Origin of the sequence: Nocardia sp. XZ_19_385 (assembly GCF_015355755.1) — a bacterium.
Classification (GTDB): domain Bacteria; phylum Actinomycetota; class Actinomycetes; order Mycobacteriales; family Mycobacteriaceae; genus Nocardia.
Window position 1 is genome coordinate 227213 of record NZ_JACVEE010000004.1, and the last position, 19008, is coordinate 246220.

Consider the following 19008-nt stretch of genomic DNA (forward strand, 5'->3'; position numbering starts at 1 on the left):
CCCTGATCGCTCTGCTCGTGCTCGTCGTCCTGGCTTGGCTCTTTACGAGGTAGGCCCGCCGGTGCGCCAATCGTTGAGGCGCTTACCGAGCTTGGTGACGGTGTCGCCCACTTCCTGACCCACGGTGCTCACCGCGGCCCCGACGTCCTTGCCCAGGTTGCGCACCGTACGGATCAGCGGATCCTCGGACTCGTCGAAGCTCTGCTTGTAATTGCGTGCCGCTTCCTTGATCTCCTCGCTGATCCGGGCGTTCTTGTCGGTGTCGCGATGCGGATAGTGGCCGTGGATGATCCGGTCGTACTCCCCGGACTGGATCCAGCGCCGCAGCTCGGCCGCCCGCAGCACCGAGAACGGATGCGACTGCAATTCCAGATTGAGCAGCTTGAGCACGCCGTCGCGCAGATCGCCGGAGCGTTCGTAGTCGTCGGCCTGGGCCAGGAAGGCGCCGTGGTTCATTTCCTTGACCCAGGTGCCGCCGGCGGTCTTCATGTGTACCCGGACCGAGGCGTCCACGTCCTGTCCGCACAGCAGCCCGGCCCGGTCGCCGGACAGCTCGGATTTGCGGCTCCATTCCATCAAGGCCGCGACGATCGCGCGTAAAGCCCAGCCGCCCACCGGCATCCAGCCGATATTGGCCGAGATGCGCAGCAGATGCATGAGCATGGTGCGGTAGACCGCGTGCCCGGACAGCGCGTGCCCGAGCTCGTGGCCGATCACGAACCGCAGCTCCTCGGTGTCCATCAGGTCGATGAGGCCGGTGGTGAGCACGATGAACGGCCGGTCCATGCCGATGGTCAGCGCGTTCACCTGCGGGCTCTGCAGCACGAACATCTCGGGTGTGGTGCGTGCGTCCAGGATTTCCACGCAGTCCTCCCGCAGCTGGTGCAGGGCGCGGAACTGGCGTTCGTCCACCCGGACCGCCGTGGCCAGGTAGAGCAGCCGGTGCTGGCGTTCCTGCAACAGCCCGGACAGGGTGCGCAAAACGGTGTCGAAGCCGGCCAGGGAACGCAGCGTCACCAGGGCGGTGCGGTCCGCGGGATGCTCCCAGGCGCGGGTGCTGATGCCGGGCAACCGGGTGCGGATGCGGTCCGGACTTATGGTCATTGAGTTGTACCCCCGTGCTAGATCGGATTCGAGAGGCGACGTGCGCCTCTGCTACAGTCTGCCTGTGTCTACGAGTGTCGTCCCGCGGGTCCGCCATGAACTGGCGTTGATCGCGGTCGGCAATCTCGCGGTCGCGGACATCCTCTGTCGCTGATCGGCGACCGGATTTCGCCGCGCGTTCCTGCCTTCTAGACCGGCGCGCTCCTTTCGCGGCATATCCGAACCCCGACGGCCTATCGGCCGAAGTCGCGCCACTGTCCGCGTATCCGCGCGGCAGGTCTACCGATTTCTAGTCTTCGCTCCGCCATGATTCCCAGAACGGAAATGGCGGTCCCAGAAAGGTCCACCCGGATGTCTCGCAATTCTTGGCTCTCCTCGCGCCGCCGTTTTGCCGCGGTCGCGCTCACCACCCTCGCGGCCGTGACCCTGTCCGCGTGCGGCGGTGGAGCCAGCGACTCGGTGGGCGGCGATGCCGCCGACGGTAGCGGCGGCACGCTGAACCTCTACGCCTACGCGGTCCCGAAGCCGGGCTTCGACAAGGTCGTGCCCGAATTCAACAAGACCGAGAAGGGCAAGGGCGTCTCCATCCTCCCCTCCTACGGCGCCTCGGGTGATCAGTCCCGCAAGGTCAAGGACGGCGCCGAGGCCGACGTGGTGAACTTCTCCGTCGAACCCGACATCACCCGCCTGGTGGACGCCGGACTGGTGGACGCCGACTGGAACGCCGGCGCCACCAAGGGCATCCCGTTCGGTTCCGTGGTCGCCATCGTGGTCCGCAAGGGCAACCCCAAGGGCATCAAGGACTGGGATGACCTGCTCAAGCCGGGCGTCGAGGTGGTCACCCCGAACCCGTTCAGCTCCGGGTCGGCCAAGTGGAACCTGCTCGCGCCGTACGCGGCCAAGTCCGACGGCGGCAAGAACCCGCAGGCCGGTCTGGACTACCTGAGCCAGCTCATCTCCAAGGAACACGTCAAGGTGCAGCCGAAGTCCGGCCGCGAAGCCACCGAGACCTTCTTGCAGGGCACCGGTGACGTGCTGCTGAGCTACGAGAACGAGGCCCTCTTCTCCGAGCGCAACGGCGATCCGATCGAGCACGTCATCCCGCCGACCACGTTCAAGATCGAGAACCCGGTCGCGGTGCTCGAGACCAGCAAGAACCAGGAGAAGGCCGTCGCCTTCCGCGACTTCCTGTTCACCCCGGCCGGCCAGAAGGCCTGGGCCCAGGCCGGCTTCCGCCCGGTCGATCCGCAGGTCGCCGCCGAGTTCGCCAAGGACTTCCCGACCCCGGGCAAGCTGTGGACCATCGATGACCTCGGCGGCTGGAAGACGGTCGACAAGGAACTCTTCGCGGCCAACACCGGTTCGGTCGCGGTCATCTACGACAAGGCCACCAAGTAGCGAGACCCGAGGTGGCCCCGCGCACATCCGCGCCGGGCCACCGTTTCGCCGCTTCCAGCACACGGGATACTGATCGACTGTGACAGACAGCAAGACCGCCGACATCGACAAACCGGCGCCCGCTCCGGCTCGGCGTCCGCGCCTGTCCTGGCTGCGGGTGACCGGCTCGATCGGCCCGCTCGGCATCGCGACCGCGGTGCTGTGGCTCAGCATCATCGTGCTGCTGCCGCTGGCCGCGCTGACCGTGGCCTCGTTCGAGGACGGCTGGTCCGGTTTCTGGGATGCGGTGACCGCCCCGGCGGCGCTGGATTCGCTGCGCATCACCGTGTTCGTGTCGGTGATCGTCGCGATCATCAACGTCTTCATGGGCACTCTGATCGCCTGGGTGCTGGTGCGCGACGACTTCCCGGGCAAGGGCGTCGTGAACGCGCTGATCGACCTGCCGTTCGCGCTGCCCACCATCGTGGCCAGCATCGTGCTGCTGTCCCTATACGGGCCGCAGAGCCCGATCGACATCCACCTCAACGCCACCCAGCCCGGCCTGATCGTGGCGCTGGCCTTCGTGACGCTGCCGTTCGTGGTGCGCTCGGTGCAGCCGGTCCTCATCGAGGCCGACCGGGAGGTCGAGCAGGCCGCACTGTCCCTCGGTGCGGACAACTGGACCACCTTCCGCCGGATCGTGCTGCCCACGCTGGTACCGGCCATCATCAGCGGCGGCGGCCTGGCCTTCGCCCGGGCCATCGGCGAATACGGCTCGGTGGTGCTGATCGGCGGAGCGATTCCGCGGGAGACCGAAATGGCCTCGCAGTACATCCAGAAGCAGATCGAGATCGATCGGCCGGTGAACGCGGCCGCGGTGTCGGTGGCGCTGCTGGTGATCTCGCTCGTGACGCTGCTGGTGCTGCGTTTGCTGGCTGAGCGCAGTGCGCGGAAGGAGCAGACCGCCTCGTGAATCTTTCCTGGCTGACTCGCATTTCGCTGCGTACCGTGGCGCTCGGCTATCTGGCCGTGCTGCTGGTGCTGCCGCTGGGACTCATTCTGTGGCGCACCTTCGGCGACGGCGTGGGCGCGTTCATCGATTCGATCAGCACGCCCGCGGCGATCTCGGCATTCAATCTGTCGTTGATCATCGTGGCCATCGTGGTGCCGGTGAACGTCATCTTCGGCATCGTTACCGCGATCGCGCTGGTGCGCGGCCGGTTCCCCGGCCGCACCGTGGTGCAGGGCGTCGTCGATCTGCCGATCGCCACGTCTCCGGTCGTGGTCGGCGTCGCGCTGATCCTGCTGTGGGGTGCGAACGGCTGGTTCGGCGGTCTCGAATCCGCCGGCTTCAAGGTGATTTTCGGCCTGCCCGGCATGGTGCTCGCGACGATCTTCGTGACGTTGCCGTTCGTGGTGCGCGAGGTCGAACCCGTGCTGCACGAGATCGGTGACGACCAGGAACAGGCCGCAGCCACGCTGGGCGCCTCACGCTGGCAGACCTTCTGGCGGATCACCCTGCCCGCGATCCGCTGGGGCCTGACCTACGGCGTGGTGCTCACCGTGGCCCGCTCGCTCGGCGAATTCGGCGCGGTGATCATGGTGTCCTCCGCGCTGCCGGGCAAGTCCCAGACCCTGACCCTGCTGGTGCACGGCCGATACATCAACGACCACAACACCTTCGGCGCCTATGCCGCCGCGACCCTGTTGATGGGCATCGCCCTCGTGACCCTGCTGTTCATGACCCTCCTCGAACGTAAGCGTGGCGCCAAGTGATCACCGTGACCAATGCGCGGAAGAACTACGGTTCCTTCGCCGCCCTGAACGACGTCAGCATCGACATTCCGGCGGGTGAGCTCACCGCCCTGCTCGGGCCATCCGGTTCCGGCAAGTCGACCCTGCTGCGGTCCATCGCGGGCCTGGAGTCCTTGGACGGCGGCATCGTCAGCATCGCCGGTAACGACGTCACCCATGTGCCGCCGCAGAAGCGCGATATCGGTTTCGTCTTCCAGCATTACGCCGCCTTCAAGCACATGACGGTGCGCGACAATGTGGCCTTCGGCCTGAAGATTCGTAAGCGCCCCAAGGCCGAGATCAAGAAGAAGGTCGACGAGCTGCTCGAGATCGTCGGGCTCGACGGCTTCCAGCATCGCTATCCGGCGCAGTTGTCCGGCGGTCAGCGCCAGCGCATGGCCCTGGCTCGCGCGCTCGCGGTGGACCCGCAGGTGCTGCTGCTGGACGAGCCGTTCGGCGCGCTGGACGCGAAAGTGCGTGCGGATCTGCGCAAGTGGCTGCGCCGGCTGCACGAGGAGGTCCATGTGACCACCGTGCTGGTCACCCATGACCAGGAAGAGGCCCTGGATGTGGCCGACCGGATCGCGGTGATGAACGCCGGCCGCATCGAGCAGGTCGGCAGCCCGGAGGACGTGTACGACCGTCCCGCCAATGAATTCGTCATGTCCTTCCTCGGCGATGTGGCCCGGCTCAACGGACATCTGGTGCGCCCGCACGATATTCGCGTCGGCCGGGATCCGAGCATGGCGCTGGCCGCGGACGAAGGCACCGCGGAATCGGCGGGCGTCACTCGCGCGACCGTGGAACGCGTCGTGCATCTGGGTTTCGAAGTGCGCGTGGAGTTGCGCAATGCCGCGACCGGAGATCTGTTCGCAGCCCAGGTCACTCGCGGTGACGCGGAGGCACTGCGGCTTTCGGACGGTGAGACCGTCTACGCCCGCGCCACCCGTATCCCCGAACTGCCCGCTAGCTAGTTCGGGGCAAGGATTTTCGGCCCGGACGGGCAGTAATCCGGGTTGTGACACCTGCTTTCGGCAAGGGCGACACGCCGGGTTAAATAACCGTACCCATTAAATGTATGTGGTCGAATATTGCGACCAATTGAATACCATTCTAATTCGTTCGCCGTAGCCTTTTCGCGTGCGCGGGGAAGCTGTATGCGGAATAAGGCTCCAGGCGCAGGCAAAGAATGCATGGGAGACCATGACAACACGAATGCCCGTGTTTGTTTCTACTGCTCTCTGCTGTGCTATAGCCGTTTTCGCGGCCAATTCCGCCACCGACACCGATATTCCTGGTGCCGGGCTCCGGAATCCCGATCAGCCATTTGAATTAGCCGTCCGGGCCGTGGCTATCGCCTGTCCGGACCCGTACGCCGATCTCACCCTGGCACAGCTGCTGCTCACCGGAATCGAGGGTGAACAGCAGCGTTTCGACCCGAACGCCGAACAGCTGCACAATGCCCGCCGGATCGTCGATGTCGTGGAGCGCCGCGGAATGCCGCCCTATGCGGCGGTGGTGGCGCTGGCCACCGCGTTGCAGGAATCGACGCTGCGCAATCTCACCGAGCCCGAAGACTACGATTCGCTCGGGCTTTTCCAGCAGCGGCCCTCGGCGGGCTGGGGTACGCCGGAACAATTGACCGATCCCGGTTATGCGACCGAGGCATTCCTGGATGCGCTGGAGGAGAAGGTCCCGAATTATTCGGCGGTGCCGCTCTGGGAGGCCGCGCAGGCCACCCAGGCTTCGGCATTTCCGGACGAGTACGCGAAATGGCAGGAGCAGGCCGCGCATCTGACGCTGGAGCTTCTGGTCGAGTAGCGGAGCGCTCCGTCGCTCCCGGCCTGGTCGTGCGGACGGCTTACCGGGAGCGGCGGGGGAGCGTTGGGGGGAGATCCGGGGTGCGAGAACGTGTATCGCCCGGTTGCTGCGAATCCGCGCGAGCTGTCGGCAATTCGGCCGCGCCGGTCGCCGAAATCCGGCGCGCCAGACCAAGATCCACCGACCGGGCAGTCGGCCTGACGTTCCGTGCAGGTCAGGGCCGGTGCGAACGGGTGGCATGCAACGGGTTTCAGTGCGGTGGCATTGCGGACAACCGGATGTCCGGTGGTTGGCAGGCGGGTCGCGGAGTGGTTGCGTGAGTGAGGTTCGAAGCACCTCGGCTCGGCGATCGGGTGATTGCGATGGCGGTTGGTCTCGGTTTGAGTATCGGTACGGTCAACACGGTTTCCGCGCTGGCCGACGACCGAACGGCCAAAGCTCCGCCGGGTCGCCGCCGCGCGGCCGAGCGCGCCCCCGCCATCACCCGGCGCACCACGCTCACCTTCGACAGCACCGGCCTGGCCCGGGTCGGCGCGATTCCCAGGCACGGCCGCGCGATCACCGAGTTCGCCGATCTGAGCCAGCGCACCGCCGCGTCGGCGCGTGTCGGGCACCGCGCGCTCACCGCCGCGGATCTCGTTGCCACAGTGGCGGATTGCCTCATCCTCGAGGCGCGGCGGGACCCCAGGGCAGTCGCCGCGGGCATCACGCTGACCCATCCGGTCGGTTATACCGACCTCCAAGTAGGCGATCTGCGTGCGGCTTTGGACGCCATCGGACTGAATCGCGTTGCGCTGGTGGCCGAACCGATCGCGGCCGCGGCCTGGCTGGAAGCCGAACGCGGCCCGCTGATGCCGGGGCTGGCGCTGGTCTACGACCTCGGTGGGTCCAGTCTCGATGTCACGCTGCTGCGGGTCGGCGCGGGCTGCCCGGAGAATCCGATTGTCGGAGTGCCTGTGCGCTCCGCCGATTTCGGCGGGCGGGCCTTCGGTTCGCTCGTCGCCGCCCGGGCCGGCAACAGCAGTCGTGCGGCCCACCTATCCGGGGCGGTACGCGGGGCGACCGCCGACGAACTGCGCACCGATCATGTGCGCGCGTCGCTGGAGTTGGTCTACCGCTGCCTCCGGATGGCCGATGTGACGATGGCGGATGTGGACTGTGTACTCGTCGTCGGGGGAGCGGCCAGGCCCAGCGAGGTACCGCAGGTGCTCTCCGATGAACTGGCCCGGCCGGTCATCATCGCCCCCGATCCCGAGCGCACCATCGCCGACGGCGCCGCCATCATCGCCCGCCGCGCGGCCGCCGCCGGGGAAGATCCGGCGCACGCCCGCAGACGGGTCGGGGCGCACCGCAGAGCCGAGGAAAGCGAGCTGGTCCCCGCGTGGATGCGGGCGGCGCCGCAGCCGGGCCGGCGATCCCGTACGACCAGGGCGCTGCTGTTGTCCTGGCGCACCCGGCGCAGGCTGACCAGAGCTGCGACCGCGCTGGGTATGTCCGCCGGCGGTGTCGCCCTCGCGTTCGCGCTGCCCGCGGACGCGGTGATCGCGGGTTTGGGCCTCGGCTGACCGGAAATCTTCCGGAAAACGGAAAACCTGCGGTTGACGTCACCAGCCGTAGGTGTAACTATGGGATACACGTAAATCGGTCCCATGAGGAAGGCAGTGACGACGATGTCCGCATCCGTGACCCCCGCCGTCGATCCCGATCTGGAGAAGGCGCAGGAATACGCCGCGAAGCTGCTGCTGCTGTCCGAAGGTTCGGTCAACAAGCACTTCGACCCGTTCGAGGATATCGATTGGGACAACCCCGATTTCGCCGCCGACGCCGGCGAGGAGCGCTGGATCCTGCCCAAATCCGGTGACTCGCTCGGCCGTCACCCCTGGTACCAGGCGCTTCCCGACGACGTGAAGATCGCCATCGGCAAGTACCGCCAGGCCAACGTCGCCAAGGTCGGCCTGCAGTTCGAGTCCATCCTGATCAGCGGCATGGTCACGCACAGCTTCGGGCTACCCAACGGTGACCCCGAGTTCCGCTACTGCTCCCACGAGATGATCGAGGAGCACAACCACACCCTGATGTTCCAGGAGATGGTGAACCGGATCGGCATCGACGTGCCCGGCATGGGCCCGCTGGTGCGCAAGTTCAAGTACATCGGCGCCCCGGTGGCCGCGCTGTTCCCGAACCTGTTCTTCATGGCCGTGCTGGCCGGTGAGGAGCCGATCGACCACATCCAGAAGGCGATCCTGCGCTCCGACGAAGACGTGCACCCGATCATGCGCGGCGTGATGGCGATCCATGTCGCCGAGGAGGCCCGCCACATCTCCTTCGCGCACGAATTCCTGAAGATCCACGTGCCGGAGAAGAACGCGCCCACCAAGTTCGTGCTCTCCATCGCCATGCCGATCGTCATGTTCATCCTGGGCCGCTCGATCTACACCCCGCCGCGTTCGTTCTGGCGCGAGTTCGACATCCCGGACTACGTCCGCAAGGAACTGTTCTACGGGAGCAAGGAAGCCAAGCAGGAGTTCAGCGACTTCTTCGGCGACGTGCGCACTTTGGCCAAGGACATCGGCCTGATGAACCCGATCGCCAAGGGCGTGTGGAAGCTGCTCGGCATCGACGGCCACACCACCCGCTACCGCTCCGAGCCGCTGCGTTCGGTCAAGGCCGGCTGAGTAATGCCCTACGTCGTCACCCAATCTTGTTGCAGCGACGCGTCCTGCGTCTACGCCTGCCCGGTCAACTGCATCCATCCCACGCCCGATGAGCCGGATTTCCGGACGGCGGAGATGCTGTATGTCGACCCGAAGGCCTGCGTCGACTGCGGTGCCTGCGCCTCGGCCTGCCCGGTCGATGCGATCTCCTCGTCGAAGAAGCTGACCGACGAGCAGTTGCCGTTCATCGAGATCAACGCGGACTTCTATCGGGAATCCCGGCCGCGGCCGCTGCTGGCGCGGCCGGTGCCCGCGCCGGAGATTCACACCGAGCGGGAGCCGCTGCGGGTCGCGATCGTCGGCTCCGGGCCGTCGGCGATGTACGCCGCCGACGAACTGCTGACCCAGCCCGAGGTGTCGGTGACCGTCTTCGACCGGCTGCCGGTGCCCTACGGCCTGGCCCGCCACGGAGTCGCGCCGGATCACGGCCGGACCCGGCAGGTGAGCCGCTTGTTCGACGTCATCTCCGCCCAGCCCGGCTTCAACTCGTACCTGAATCTCGAAGTGGGCAAGCATGTTTCGCACGCCGAGCTGCTGGGCCACTTCCACGCGGTGATCTACGCGGTCGGCGCTTCGGCGGACCGCAAGCTGGGAATTCCCGGCGAGGGCCTGCCCGGCAGCACCTCCGCCACCGATTTCGTGGCCTGGTACAACGGGCATCCCGATCACGCGGGTGACAGCATCGACCTGTCGCAGCGGCGGGCCGTCATCGTCGGCAACGGCAATGTGGCACTCGACGTGGCCCGGATCCTGACCAGCGATCCGGAAACGCTGGCGGACACCGACATCGCGCCGTACGCCCTGAAGGCGTTGCGCGAGAGCAAGTTCGAGGAAGTTGTCATCCTCGGCCGCCGCGGTCCGGCCGAATCCGCCTTCACCGTGCCGGAATTCGTCGGCTTGCTCGGCTCGGACATCGACATCGCGATCGAGGGCGCGTTGCCGGAGCTCGGCGCGGAGCTCCCCTTCCAGGTGGAGCAGAAGCTGAAGCTGCTGCACAGTGTGGCGGCGCGGCCGTCCGGTAAGCGCAAGCGAATCGTGTTCCGGTACTTGGCCTCTCCCACGGAAATCCTCGGCTCTGATCGGGTGACGGGGGTGCGGGTCGGCCGCAACGAACTCGTCGCGGACGCCGAGGGCGTGCTGCGCGCCGAGGCCACCGGTGCGACCGAAGACCTCGAAGCGGGTTTGGTGCTCGCCTCCGTGGGCTACCGCGGTGTGCCGCTGGCCGGTCTCCCGTTCGACGAGCGCGCCAACGTGATTCCGAATCTCGATGGCCGGGTGCTGGAGCAGGCGGGCGGCACCGTCTTCCCGGGCGCGTACGTCACCGGCTGGATCAAACGCGGTCCCACCGGCTTCATCGGTACCAACAAATCCTGCGCCCAGCAGACGGTGCAACAGCTGGCCGACGACTTCAACGCCGGTCGCCTGCGCCGACCTGCCCGCAGTGCAGTGGAATTCGACCGTCTCGTGCGCGAGCGGCAGCCCGCGGTGCGCTCGACCGGCACCGTACAACGCCAAGGTCCGTTGCGGCGCTTGCTCGCTCGCGCCTGACCCCGCCTCCGTCGTCCCGGCATGCTGAGCCCATGCCGGGACGACGTGTTTCCGGGTGTTTTCAGCGGGCTGTGAAGCCACCGTCGATGGACAGGGCCGCGCCGGTGATGAAGCTGGCTTCGTCGCTGAGCAGGTACGCGCAGAACGACGCGATCTCCTCCGGTTGGCTGATGCGGCCCATCGGATGCAGTGCCGCGATGGCCGCCTCGCCCTCCGGCGTTGCGCCCATCGACGCGCGGAATGCCGGGGTGTCGATCGCGCCGGAGGCGATGGCGTTCACCCGCACACCCAGCTCGGCGTTCTCCAGTGCGACCGCGCGGGTCAGGCCCACCACGCCGTGCTTGGCGGCGACATACGGTGCCACCGAACCCATTCCGACCTTGCCCAGGTTCGAGGCGTTGTTCAGGATGGCGCCACCGCCGGAGGCGAGGATCGCCGGAACCTGGTGTCGCATACCGAAGAACACGCTGGTGAGGTTGAGTTCCAGGTCGGCACGCCAATCCTGTTCTTCGACCCCGCCCTCGGCGGCGGACGAGACCGGACCATAGGCCAGCACCGCACCCGCGTTGTTGAAAGCCGAGTCCAGGCGCCCGAATTCGGTGAGCGTTGCCTGCGTCAGGCGGGCCGCGTCGGCCTCGACGGTGACATCGGTGGGGACGAACAGGGCCCGGCCACCGGCCGCGCGGATCTCGGCGGCCACCTGCTCCCCGGCGTCCTTGCCGCGGGCGCCCAGCGCCACCGCCGCGCCCTCGGCCGCCACCCGCAGCGCCACCGCCTTGCCCACGCCCGAGCTGGCGCCGGTGATGAGCACGACCTTGTTCGCGAACCGTGTCGACATAGTCGATTTCCCTTCTCTTTCTTGCGATTCCGGCTCGGTTGAGCTCGTCGCTGAACTCAGTCAACCGCCTCGGCCGAGTCGAAGCTGGCGGGAATCGGACCCCACGTTTGACGCGTCATGTATTTATCGGAACTGCGTCCCAGCGAGTCTCTATTTCGGCGATGGCAATGGCCTGGTTACCGACTAGTCGGTGTGCGATGCCGGGGTTGTCCAGATTGTTGCCAGGGTGCCGAATGTAACCCGACCGTCCATAATGTTTTGATCGCTGAGCGATAGCGGAATCAGGTGTGCGCCAGGTGAATTCCAGGTCGTACAGGGGACTGGACTGTTTCTTCTCGGCCGATTTACCTGGACGTATGGTTCAGAACGGCCGGAACCCGAACGTTTCATACCCATTCGGATTCCGAAACGACACATCACCAGTTAACCTGTGGGAGCTGTTTGGAAGACGACCGCGGCCACATGGCTCGACTGTGTGATGGACGTGGTCACGGTGCGTTGACGGGATAGCAAAATGACTACAGTGCTGGGTTTCAGCATCGGTTCAGTGAACTCCGTATCCGCCGCGGTGACCGGTGCGCGTCCGCGCCCATCGGTCCGTACCCGCCGCACCGCGGTGACCTTCGACGGGGTCGGCGTCGCCCAGGTCGGGGGGATACCTCAATTCAGTACGGCCATCAGCGATTTCGCGGATCTCGCCCGAGATCCTGAATCGGTGGTCGTCGGCGGCCGCCTGTTCTCACCCGCCAATATGGTCGCGGCCGTGGTGAACGGGCTGGTGGCCGGCGCGGAGGAACCGATCGCCGGCGCCGTATCCACCTATCCCGCAATATATTCCGATAAACAGGTGGCGCTGCTGCGCCAAGCCCTGGATCTCGCCGATGCCCGCGAGGTCATGCTGGTGCCGGAGCCGGTCGCGGCCGCGGAGTGGCTGGAAACCGAGCACGGCCCGTTCGAACCCGGCTTCGTCCTCGTCTACGACCTCGGCGGCAACAGCCTCGATGTGGCCGTCGTCCGGGTCGGACCGGACTGGGACAACCACCCGATCATCGGAAAACCGCTGCGCTCCTACGAGTTCGGTGGCCGCCCGCTGGGCGCGCGGATCGCCCGCTGTGCCCGCGGCAGCACGCCGGACGGGCTGGTGTCGTCGATGTCGATCCGCGACGTCGACGCGCTGCGCACCACGCACATCCGGAAGTCCTTCGACCTGGTCCGGCAGTGTGTGCGCGGCAGCGGACGCACGCTCTCCGATATCGACCGGATCCTGGTGGTCGGCGGCGCGGCACGGCCGCGCGAGGTCGCGCGCACACTGGCCGAACTGGGCCGCCCGGTGGTGGTCTCGGCCGACCCGGGCCAGGTCGTCGCCGCGGGCGCCGCGCAGTTCGCCGTGCGCATCTTCGCACCGGCCGAGGGTCCGCACCATCCGCCTCGAGTCGCCGTATTCTCGAGTGCCGCAGTGGCATCCGCGTTAGCGTTATCGGCGGCGACAGTGTTCGGCGGGGGTGTCGATCCGGATCTGTCGCCGTTGCTCGAGCATTTTCCCGGGCTCGGTACCACCAGTGACGTCCTGCTCTACGAGCCGAGTGGTGATGTGGTGCTCGACCTGAGTCTCGCGGCGGGGGTACCTCGGCGAGCGGTGGAGGCAACGCTGGTCAGCTATGCCCAGGGGCTCCCGGCCGAATCGGTGGTCGCGCAGGCGAGTCCGCCGCGAGAAAGACCACAGGGCCCGGTCAGGTCGGAGTCGGCCCGCTCCAGGCTGGATCAGCAGACCTGTTGCAGCCCAGGAAATTTCACGGGTGCTACCTATGCGAACCCGGCCCGGTTCACCAACCCGCTGCCCTTCGTTCGCTCCAAGCCCGCGCCCGCCCCGGCTCCGGCTCCGGCGCCCGCCCCGGCTCCGGCTCCGGCGCCCGCCCCGAATCCCGCTCCGGCACCGGCGGCTCCGCCGGTCAACCAGGTCCCGAGCGTCAGCCTGCCGCCCGATCAGGTGCCTGCGGCACCGGCTCCCAACGCCCCGGCCGCCCCCAATACCCCAACCGCGCCGGATGTTTCGCAACCGTCGGCCCCTAGCGCCCCGGCCGCCGGCGGCTCGACACCTCCGGACACCACCGCGTCCGACCCGAGCAGCGGCACCGGCGCCAATACCTCCGGCGGAGCCGGCACCTCGACCGGTCCGTCCTCGGGCGGAGCCACGTCCGGCGACACGTCTACCGGCGGCACGAACACCGACTCGTCCTCCAGCACGGGTACTTCCAACGGCACCTCGTCGAACGACACATCGTCGGGTACGTCGTCGAGTGGGACCTCGTCCAGCGGTACTTCGTCGGGTACGTCGTCGAACAACACGTCCTCGGGGACGTCGTCGAGCGGTACGTCGTCGGGCACCTCTTCGTCCGGTGACACTTCGTCCTCGGGCGACTCGGGCGGGTCCGGCGGCGGGGACAGCTCCGACAAGTAGCAGCCCGGTTTCCACTGCACCGAAATCCGGATGGGTGACGCGGAGCAGGCGCCGATGCACAATGGGCTGGTGGTAACACTCGGGGGCAGTCCGCAGTTGGTGGCGCTGGACGTGGACGGCACATTGCTGGAAACCGGGTCGGCGATCAGCGAGCGGGTGGTCGATGCGGTGCGCGCGGCGGTGGCCGCGGGCGTACATGTGGTCGTGACGACCGGTCGCACCCTGCTCACGACGCGCCCGGTGCTGGCCGAACTCGGCCTGGTCGACGGGCACGCGCTGTGCTCCAACGGCGCGGTGCACATCGACGTGGCCAAGGGCGCGCCGGTCGCGGTGCAGACCTTCGACCCGGCCCCCGCGGTGCGAGCCTTGCGAGCGCTGTTCCCGGAGATGATCTTCGCCGTGGAGAAGGTCGGCATCGGCACCTGGGCTACCGGCTCGAGCCCGGGCGAATTCTCCATCGGCGAATACCTGCTCGTCGACGACGGCGCATTGAGCAGCGAACCGACCCCGCGCCTGAACGGCTGGTGGCCCTCGGGGACGCAGGAGGAGATGCTGCGGCTGCTGCGGAAGTTGCACGTGCCCGAAGCTAGCTGGGTGCACGGCGAGTTCGGCCCCTGGCTGACGGTGTCGCGCCGCGGTGTCACGAAAGGCTGGGCGCTGGAACGACTCCGGGCCGCGCTGGGTATTCCGCACCACCGCACCCTGGCCATCGGCGACGGTCACAACGATCGCGAAATGCTGGCCTGGGCCGGGTATGCGGTGGCGATGGGCAATGCCGTCGACGCGATCCGCGACCTCGCCGACGAAGTCACCGATGACGTCGCCGACGACGGGGTCGCGAAAGTGCTCGAACGCTGGTTCCGGGCCTAAACCCCGCCGGTCTTCCCCAGCACCTCCAGGTAGTGCGGGTTGGTCATGATGGTCAGCAGGTTGCCGAACGGGTCGATCACCGAGGCGGTGACGAATCCCGAGTCCGCGCTGCCGCGCGGGGTGATCGGCTCGTATTCCTTGGCGCCCAGTGCGAGCAGGCGCGCGAAGGCGGCTTCGAGATCGTCGACGTGCCAGTGCACGATCCCGCCCGCGCCCGGCTCGTTGCGTGCCCCGGCGAGTGCGTAGGCACGGTTGATGATGCCGAGTTCATGCTGGTAGTCGCCGATGCGGAACTCGTAGTAGCCGTTGGGCACGTGGAAGTACGGCTGGACGCCGAGGAGTTCGGCGTACCAGTCCTTGGCGGCTTCCAGGTCGTCGGCGAAGTAGGTGGTGGTGGCCATTCCGCGCAGCATGTCTGTCTCCTCGGTGAGTGCTTCGTTCCGGTTGTGTAGTAAGCATCGCGCGCAAAGTGCGCACCGAATGAGCACTTTTAGAGGGAGAATTTTCCTATGCGAGCGGACCGGTTGGTGGCGACCCTGTTGTTGATGCAGACCCGTGGCCGGGTGACGGCCGCGGAGCTCGCCGGGGAATTGGAGGTCTCGGTCGCGACCGCGCGCCGTGACCTCGAAGCGCTGTCCGCCGCCGGTGTCCCGGTCTATCCGCAACCGGGCCGCGGGGGCGGCTGGCAGTTGGTCGGCGGTGCCCGCACCGACCTGACCGGCCTGACCGCGCCGGAGGCCCAGGCGTTGTTCCTGCTGGCCGGTTCCTCGACCGGTGCGGAGCCGGAAGTGAAGTCGGCCTTGCGAAAACTGGTGCTCGCCTTGCCGCAGACCTTCCGGGCCGATGCGCAGGCGGCCGCCGACGCGGTGGTGATCGATCCCGCCCGCTGGGGTCAGCACGACAAGAACCGCCCCGGCGTGGTGTCGCTACTGCAGCGTGCGGTGGTCGAAAGGCGCAGGGTAAGAATGGATTACGAGCGCGCAGGCAAACGCACGCAGCGGCTGGTCGAGCCCTGGGGCCTGGTCGACAAGGACTCCACCTGGTATCTCATCGCGGGCACCGACACGGGGAAACGGACCTTTCGCGTGGACCGCATCCTGTCGGCCGAGCTGACCGATGAAACAGCCGATCGCCCAGCGGATTTCGACCTGACCGCCGCCTGGGACGAGGTGGTGGGGGAGATGGAGCAGCGCCGCGCCGCCGTCTCCGCCACCGTGCTGATCTCCGCGGAACTGCTTCCGGTACTGCGCGATCAGCAGGGCAGGCATTGTGAAGTGGACGGCCCGGCTCCGGACGGCCGGGTCCAGGTTCGCATTTCCGCACCGACCGCGAATATGGTTGCCCGGCAGCTCGCGGGCTGGGGATCGGATGTCGAGGTACTCGAGCCCGCGTCGGTGCGCGCGGAATTGGCGGCGCTGGGCGGCGCGCTGGTACGGCAGTATGGAGAATGAAATCCATTGCGGCACAGTATTGATCCGCCGAATCCGATGAGGCAAGCGAATCGGGGATTTCAATCCGCACATCGTAGGTGTGGCACCCGCTTGCCGCGGTAGGACCCTCACGGCCAGCTACGTGACCGAAAACGCGTGCGATACCGAATCGCTTCAAACGTGATGTCCGACACCCATTTTGATCTTGATATCCCGCTCCGATATCAATTGATCTCTCCGGATCATCGGATCCGGACGATCCCGTTATGGGATCAGGGGAGTTAGGAAATTACATATGGTCCGTCGGACTTTCAACAATGCCGGTCGCAAGGTGATGGCCGGTCTGCTGCCGCTGGTCGTGGCCGCCACCTTCGCCGGTGTCGCGCAGGCTGACCCGGGTCAGATCGCCCCCGCGCAGGTGCCCGCCGTGCACCTGGTCGCCGAGCCGATCGCGATCGCCCCGATCGCTCCCGCCGCCCCGGCCGCTGTCGCGCCGGTCGCCGAGGTGGAGCTGCAGGACATCGCCACCAACCCGAACGCCCAGAACCCGGATCCGCTGGCCAACGGTGTGGCCGCCGGTGCCTTGGCCGGCGCGATCGCCGGTTGCATCCTGGGTCTGCCCGCCCTGATCATCGGCTGCTTCCCGGCCGCCATCAACGGCGCGATCACCGGTGCGGTCATCGGCCTGATCATCGGCGCGGTCGCGCCGCAGGCCATCCCGCAGATGCTGCCCTGATCCAGGGCTCGTAACAACCGCTGGGCCGCGTCCGGGCATCTCGCCTGGACGCGGCCCAGCGTCGTTCCGGGACTCTGCACGGTCCTCGGAACACGCTGGCCCGCAATCGGTTCGGGAATCCCGGTCGCGGACGGGCGTGGCTCTCAGTGTGGCGAATTCGCCGCCGGTATCCGATCGACGAGCGCGCGCACCATCTCGGTGGCGACCACCGCGTGCCCGCTGGTGCTGAAGTGGATCAGGTCGGCGCTCATCAGGTCCTCGCGCAAGCGCAGCGGGTGCTCCCAGAACTCCACCAGCAGCACGTCGTAGCGCGCCGCGACCTCCCGGAGGATGTCGTTGAGCTGCGCCATCCGCTCCCGCATGGGCCGCATCGGCGCCAGGCGTTCCACCTCCCAGACATCCGAGACGGTGAAGGTGGTCACCTGCGCACCCGTCTCGGTCAGCGCCGCGAACAGGGTGTCGAGATTCGCCCGCAACTCCGCGATGTTCCCGCCGGGCAGGAACAGGTCGTTGCCGCCGCAGGTCAGATGCACCAGATCGGGTTGGAAATCCAGCACCTGCTGGAGCTGTTCGGTCAGCACCTGTCCGCTGGTCGCGCCGATCTTGCCGGTATTCAGGTAGGCCAGACCGGGATTCACCTCGGTGAGCAGTGCGGCGAGCCGATCGGCCCACCCCTTGGGCTCGTACCCGGGGCTCGGATCGCCGATGCCCTGGGCGATGGAGTCGCCGAGGACGGCGAAGCGCTGCCACGGTGCGCCGGTGAGGCGTTGCCGGGCTTGCTCGGGGGACAGCACCAAGGGGTCGTCGGCCTCGGTGCGAATAGTGTTCTGCATCAGGAGGTTTCCTTTCTGAGAGTGTGGTTGGCGTTTCCGCTACCGGGAATGGCGAGCACACCCGCGGCCAGCACGGTGATGCCCGCGCACACGGCGAACAAGGTGTGGAAGGCGGTGAGCGGCTGGTCCGGGTTGGCGGCGAAGATCGCGGCCAGTAGCGCGACGCCGAGTGCGCCGCCCACCTGGCGGGCGGTCAAATTCATGCCGATACCGGCGGCGAACTGTTGCGGTGGAAGGGAACTCGCGGCCGCCGTGCCCAGCACCGTCACCACGATCCCGAGCCCGCCACCGCCGAGAATTCCTGCCGGGAACCAGGCCGACCACAGCGCGGGCTCCGGCCCGAACGTGTCGGTACTCATCCACAGCAGTGTGGCGGTGAACAGGAGGGCACCGAGCACCCCGGCCCAACGGCGGCCCGGGGCCGTGGTGATCCGGCCCGCGATGGTCGCGGTGATCATCGCCGCCACCGCGCCGACGGTCATCGCGCCCGCCGAAGCGAGCACCGAGTACCCCCAGATCGCGTCCAGGAACAGCGGTCCCGCCAGCAGCCAGGCGAACATGGCCGCGCCGAACACGAACGAACCCGCATTGGCCAGCGCGTAGGGCCGGCTGCGCCACAGTTCGACTGCGATCGCCGGATTGTGTTGTGCGCGTGAGCGAATCAGCGCCACGAGCAACAGCAGTACCCCCACCCCGAGACAGGCCAGGGTGACCGGATCGGTCCACCCCCAGCGCTGTCCCTCGGTCACCCCGGCGACCAGCCCGCCGAGTCCGATCGCGACCGCCGCGGTGCCGATCGGATCGGGCAGCGCACTACCCGGGGTTCTGTTGTCCGGCACCGAGATCCGCAGTACGGCGAGGATGAGCACAAGGGCCACCGGCACATTGATCACGAAAACCGCGCGCCAGCTGAACGCCTCGACCAGGCCGCCGCCCAGCGCCGGACCGACCACGGCGGCGAAACCGCCTGCGGCGGACCAGGCCCCGATCGCGGCGCCGATCTTCTCGCGCGGCGTGACGCTGAGGACCAGGCCGAGCGCGGCGGGCACCATGAGCGCGGCCGTCACACCTTGCAGCAGGCGTCCGGCGATCAGCCAGCCCGCAGTGGGTGCGAGCCCGCACAGCAGCGAGGTCAGCGCGAACCCGCCGAGCGCGAGCAGGAACATGCGCCGCCTGCCGAGGGTGTCGGCGAAACGCCCTGCGGGCGTGAGGAATGCGGCGAAGGCGACCGCGTAGCCGCTGACCACCCAGGTCAGCGTGGTGGTCGCGGTGCCCGGGTAGTCGCGGGCGATGGAGGGGAAGGCCATATTGACCACGGACAGGTCGAGGAAGGCGATGAAGGCGGCGCCGCAGGCGATCAGCAAGGTGCGGCCGGCGGCTTTCGCGGCCGGCGGACTGCCGGGCCGCGCGGACACTTCGGTCATGAGGGAATCCTTCGAGAGGTGCAAACAAAACGCACGATCGTTCGTCCAATAAAAGTACGAC

General features: G+C 67.4%; 18 protein-coding genes. 13 read left to right on the top strand and 5 right to left on the bottom strand.

The features are described from left to right. Positions 1 to 42: 42 nt before the first annotated feature. Positions 43 to 1104, bottom strand: a complete 1062-nt coding sequence (locus tag IBX22_RS29940) for a M48 family metallopeptidase (RefSeq protein ID WP_194819111.1) — start codon at positions 1102 to 1104, stop codon at positions 43 to 45. A 64-nt stretch (positions 1105 to 1168) separates the two neighbouring features. On the opposite strand from IBX22_RS29940, the gene IBX22_RS38600 reads away from it, so the two are divergent. The 9 genes from IBX22_RS38600 (at position 1169) to IBX22_RS29980 (ending at position 10358) form a co-directional block, all read left to right on the top strand. Then, the gene (locus tag IBX22_RS38600) at positions 1169 to 1258 is read left to right on the top strand and encodes an Ms4533A family Cys-rich leader peptide (protein ID WP_339402050.1); all 90 of its coding nucleotides are present in this window, start codon (positions 1169 to 1171) and stop codon (positions 1256 to 1258) included. A gap of 197 nt (positions 1259 to 1455) precedes the next feature. Further along, the gene (locus IBX22_RS29945) at positions 1456 to 2502 is read left to right on the top strand and encodes a sulfate ABC transporter substrate-binding protein (protein WP_194819112.1); all 1047 of its coding nucleotides are present in this window, start codon (positions 1456 to 1458) and stop codon (positions 2500 to 2502) included. Between the two features lie 79 nt (positions 2503 to 2581). Beyond that, the gene (gene cysT / locus IBX22_RS29950; RefSeq protein WP_375540292.1) at positions 2582 to 3454 is read left to right on the top strand and encodes a sulfate ABC transporter permease subunit CysT; all 873 of its coding nucleotides are present in this window, start codon (positions 2582 to 2584) and stop codon (positions 3452 to 3454) included. Then, positions 3451 to 4257 (top strand): sulfate ABC transporter permease subunit CysW, encoded by an 807-nt coding sequence (cysW, locus tag IBX22_RS29955; RefSeq protein ID WP_194819113.1) that lies wholly within the window; start codon positions 3451 to 3453, stop codon positions 4255 to 4257. Before cysT ends, cysW begins: the two co-directional genes overlap by 4 nt. Next, positions 4254 to 5249, top strand: coding sequence for a sulfate/molybdate ABC transporter ATP-binding protein (locus IBX22_RS29960; protein ID WP_194819114.1), 996 nt, complete (start codon positions 4254 to 4256; stop codon positions 5247 to 5249). The genes cysW and IBX22_RS29960 overlap by 4 nt, the downstream gene beginning before the upstream one ends. A gap of 166 nt (positions 5250 to 5415) precedes the next feature. Further along, positions 5416 to 6096, top strand: coding sequence for a hypothetical protein (locus IBX22_RS29965; RefSeq protein ID WP_194819115.1), 681 nt, complete (start codon positions 5416 to 5418; stop codon positions 6094 to 6096). A gap of 362 nt (positions 6097 to 6458) precedes the next feature. Then, entirely contained in the window at positions 6459 to 7661 is a 1203-nt protein-coding gene (locus IBX22_RS29970) for an Hsp70 family protein (RefSeq protein ID WP_194819116.1), read from the top strand. A gap of 105 nt (positions 7662 to 7766) precedes the next feature. Further along, positions 7767 to 8771, top strand: a complete 1005-nt coding sequence (locus IBX22_RS29975) for a diiron oxygenase (RefSeq protein WP_228539757.1) — start codon at positions 7767 to 7769, stop codon at positions 8769 to 8771. 3 nt (positions 8772 to 8774) lie between these two features. After that, a complete protein-coding gene (locus IBX22_RS29980; protein ID WP_194819118.1) occupies positions 8775 to 10358 on the top strand; it encodes an FAD-dependent oxidoreductase in 1584 nt (527 codons plus the stop codon). Positions 10359 to 10419: 61 nt separating this feature from the next. Here IBX22_RS29980 and IBX22_RS29985 read toward each other — a convergent pair whose 3' ends face one another. After that, positions 10420 to 11196, bottom strand: a complete 777-nt coding sequence (locus IBX22_RS29985) for an SDR family NAD(P)-dependent oxidoreductase (RefSeq protein WP_194819119.1) — start codon at positions 11194 to 11196, stop codon at positions 10420 to 10422. Between the two features lie 547 nt (positions 11197 to 11743). Here IBX22_RS29985 and IBX22_RS29990 point away from each other — a divergent pair. Together IBX22_RS29990 and IBX22_RS29995 are read left to right on the top strand one after the other, a co-directional pair. Continuing rightward, positions 11744 to 13654 (top strand): Hsp70 family protein, encoded by a 1911-nt coding sequence (locus tag IBX22_RS29990; protein ID WP_194819120.1) that lies wholly within the window; start codon positions 11744 to 11746, stop codon positions 13652 to 13654. Between the two features lie 69 nt (positions 13655 to 13723). Continuing rightward, positions 13724 to 14524 (top strand): HAD family hydrolase, encoded by an 801-nt coding sequence (locus IBX22_RS29995; protein WP_309234845.1) that lies wholly within the window; start codon positions 13724 to 13726, stop codon positions 14522 to 14524. On the opposite strand, the gene IBX22_RS30000 is transcribed toward IBX22_RS29995, so the two are convergent. After that, on the bottom strand, positions 14521 to 14937 hold the full coding sequence (locus tag IBX22_RS30000) for a VOC family protein (RefSeq protein WP_194819121.1): 417 nt from the start codon (positions 14935 to 14937) through the stop codon (positions 14521 to 14523). The two genes, IBX22_RS29995 and IBX22_RS30000, sit on opposite strands and share 4 nt — an antisense overlap. 96 nt (positions 14938 to 15033) lie before the next feature. Here IBX22_RS30000 and IBX22_RS30005 point away from each other — a divergent pair, with 96 nt between their 5' ends. Together IBX22_RS30005 and IBX22_RS30010 are read left to right on the top strand one after the other, a co-directional pair. After that, positions 15034 to 15975, top strand: a complete 942-nt coding sequence (locus IBX22_RS30005) for a YafY family protein (RefSeq protein WP_194819122.1) — start codon at positions 15034 to 15036, stop codon at positions 15973 to 15975. A gap of 274 nt (positions 15976 to 16249) precedes the next feature. Continuing rightward, positions 16250 to 16690: a hypothetical protein gene (locus IBX22_RS30010; RefSeq protein ID WP_194819123.1), complete on the top strand. Its 441-nt coding sequence runs from the start codon at positions 16250 to 16252 to the stop codon at positions 16688 to 16690. Between the two features lie 143 nt (positions 16691 to 16833). Here the strand turns inward: IBX22_RS30010 and IBX22_RS30015 are convergent, their stop codons facing one another. Beyond that, positions 16834 to 17523 (bottom strand): SGNH/GDSL hydrolase family protein, encoded by a 690-nt coding sequence (locus IBX22_RS30015; RefSeq protein WP_194819124.1) that lies wholly within the window; start codon positions 17521 to 17523, stop codon positions 16834 to 16836. Continuing rightward, positions 17523 to 18947, bottom strand: a complete 1425-nt coding sequence (locus IBX22_RS30020) for an MFS transporter (RefSeq protein WP_194819125.1) — start codon at positions 18945 to 18947, stop codon at positions 17523 to 17525. Before IBX22_RS30020 ends, IBX22_RS30015 begins: the two co-directional genes overlap by 1 nt. Positions 18948 to 19008 lie beyond the last annotated feature (61 nt).

Bases quoted from the DNA above. Each gene is read 5' to 3' on its own strand.
- IBX22_RS30000 (WP_194819121.1), bottom strand. From the start codon at position 14,937: ATGCTGCGCGGAATGGCCACCACCACCTACTTCGCCGACGACCTGGAA.
- IBX22_RS30010 (WP_194819123.1), top strand. From the start codon at position 16,250: ATGGTCCGTCGGACTTTCAACAATGCCGGTCGCAAGGTGATGGCCGGT.
- IBX22_RS30020 (WP_194819125.1), bottom strand. From the start codon at position 18,947: ATGACCGAAGTGTCCGCGCGGCCCGGCAGTCCGCCGGCCGCGAAAGCC.
- IBX22_RS29985 (WP_194819119.1), bottom strand. From the start codon at position 11,196: ATGTCGACACGGTTCGCGAACAAGGTCGTGCTCATCACCGGCGCCAGC.
- IBX22_RS29975 (WP_228539757.1), top strand. From the start codon at position 7,767: ATGTCCGCATCCGTGACCCCCGCCGTCGATCCCGATCTGGAGAAGGCG.
- IBX22_RS29980 (WP_194819118.1), top strand. From the start codon at position 8,775: ATGCCCTACGTCGTCACCCAATCTTGTTGCAGCGACGCGTCCTGCGTC.
- IBX22_RS30005 (WP_194819122.1), top strand. From the start codon at position 15,034: ATGCGAGCGGACCGGTTGGTGGCGACCCTGTTGTTGATGCAGACCCGT.
- IBX22_RS29970 (WP_194819116.1), top strand. From the start codon at position 6,459: ATGGCGGTTGGTCTCGGTTTGAGTATCGGTACGGTCAACACGGTTTCC.
- IBX22_RS30015 (WP_194819124.1), bottom strand. From the start codon at position 17,523: ATGCAGAACACTATTCGCACCGAGGCCGACGACCCCTTGGTGCTGTCC.
- IBX22_RS29940 (WP_194819111.1), bottom strand. From the start codon at position 1,104: ATGACCATAAGTCCGGACCGCATCCGCACCCGGTTGCCCGGCATCAGC.
- IBX22_RS29945 (WP_194819112.1), top strand. From the start codon at position 1,456: ATGTCTCGCAATTCTTGGCTCTCCTCGCGCCGCCGTTTTGCCGCGGTC.